Below are 1,889 nucleotides of genomic sequence, written 5' to 3' on the forward strand. Positions count from 1 at the left end.
CTCGTGCCCGCTGGGCGAGCTCTTGGTAGGTCAGCCGGTCGCCCTCGAATACCAGGGCTGTGGCGTCGGGGGTGCGTTCGGCCTGTTCGAAGACCAGGCCGTGCAGGGTCCCGCCTGGATGCTCCCGGTCGGTGGCGTTCCACTCCGCGACCGCCGCGATGTCCTCCAGAGAAGGGCCCGCCTGACCGGACAGCGCCCGGACGTACAGGTCGCGGTAGCGCTCGACCTGCTCGGCGGGGAACTGGGTGGTGTCGTAGGAGATGGTCAACGACAGGCCATGCCCGGGGGTCCTGATGAAGGCCGCGCTGAACGCCAGGTCGGTCTGCTCGAAGAAGTCCTGGTCCTCGATGGTCAGGTCGGCGCCGCCGTACACGTGGAAGTCGCGGAAGTCGACGTGCGCGTCGAGCAGCGGCGAGCGCCCGGCCGCCCGCTGGATCTCGAACAGCGGGTACTGGCGGAACGGCATCAGCGCCACCTCCGCGTCGAACACCCCGCGCACCAGCTCCGGCGCGTCCGCGCGCAGCCGCAGCGGGACCGTGTTGAGGAACAGGCCGAGCACCTCGTCACCCGCGTCGCTCTCCGGCCGGCCGTGCGTGAGGACCCCGGTCAGCACGTCGGGGTCGCCCGTGACCAGGTGCAACACCCGCAGGTGCGCGGCGATCAGCACCGACCGCAGCGGCACCCGCTCCCGCGCCGCCCGCTCCTCCAGGCCGGCGACCAGCCCGGGCTCGAGCGGCGTGGCCAGCACCCCGACCGTGCGCGGCCCGCCCGTCGGGTAGCCGGGCATCCTGGGCAGGCGGCCGTCCGGCGCGTCCGCGACCACGTCCCGCCAGAACCGCGCGGCCTGCGGCGAGGCCACGAGCTCCTTCTCCACCGCCACCAGGTCCCGGAAGCGGGCACCGGGCGGCTCCACCGGGAGCCCCGCCGTGCGGTAGCGCGCCAGCAGCTCGTTGACCAGCGCGGCGACGCTCCAGCCGTCGAGGATCGCGTGGTGGAAGTAGACCGTCAGCGCGAACCGGTCCGCCTCCGGGCGGACGTGCACCTTGAGCAACGGCGCCGCCGACCAGTCGAACGGCCCGTACTCGGGCGCGGTCGCGGCCACGGTCAGCGGGATCTCCGCGTGGTCGTGCACGAGCTGGACCGGCTCGCTGAACGTGGTGAGGTCGAACGACGTGCGCAGCGCCTCGTGCCGCGCGGCGACCTCGCCCAGGGCTCTGACCAGCGCGGCCTCGTCGAAACGGCCGCGCAGCGTGAGCGTGGTGTGGTCGTGGAAGGTCACGCCGTCCAGCTCGCTGTGGTAGAGCATCCCCGCCTGCAGCGCGGTCAGCGGGTAAGCATCGACGATCATCCCTTGAGCCTCTCTCGGTCCGCGGCGCTGAGCAGGGCGAACGCTCCCGCTTCGGGCTTCTGCACGGCTGCGCGCGGGCGCAGCGCCGTGGCCAGCTCCGCCACCGACTGGTGCGTGAACAGCTGCTGCAGCTTCACGTCGTAGCCCGCCGCGCGCAGCCTGGCCACCACCTTGAGGCTGCGGATGGAGTCGCCGCCGACCGCGAAGAAGGAGTCGTGCCTGCCGGCCCGTTCCAGCCCCAGCACCTCTTGCCAGACGCGTGCCACGGCTCGCTCGGCGTCGGTGCCCGGAGGCTCCCACGGCAGGTCGGCGGGCTGCCCGGGCGCGGGGAGCGCGGCCCGGTCCAGCTTGCCGTTGGAGGTGAGCGGCAGCGCCTCCAGACGCACCCACGCGGTGGGGATCATGAACTCGGGAAGCACGGCGCGCAGATCCGGGACACCGTCGTCGCCGACCAGGTACCCGACCAGCCGGCCGTCGACGAGCCTGACGGCGGCCTGCCTGACGCCCGGCTGCTCCCGCAGGACCGCCTCGACCTCGCCGA

Annotated in this window: 2 protein-coding genes; both read right to left on the bottom strand. The window is 73.2% G+C overall.

The window, feature by feature from the left end; all coding sequences use genetic code 11:
- The coding region (locus AC3EO4_RS55610; protein ID WP_431904971.1) for a condensation domain-containing protein at nt 1-1,348 on the bottom strand (1,348 nt) is incomplete at its 3' end.
- Nucleotides 1,345-1,889 (bottom strand): phosphopantetheine-binding protein (locus AC3EO4_RS55615; RefSeq protein WP_431904974.1); only part of this gene is annotated, 545 nt, incomplete at its 5' end. The genes AC3EO4_RS55615 and AC3EO4_RS55610, both read right to left, overlap by 4 nt.

It is taken from the genome of Nonomuraea sp. bgisy101, from assembly GCF_057708945.1.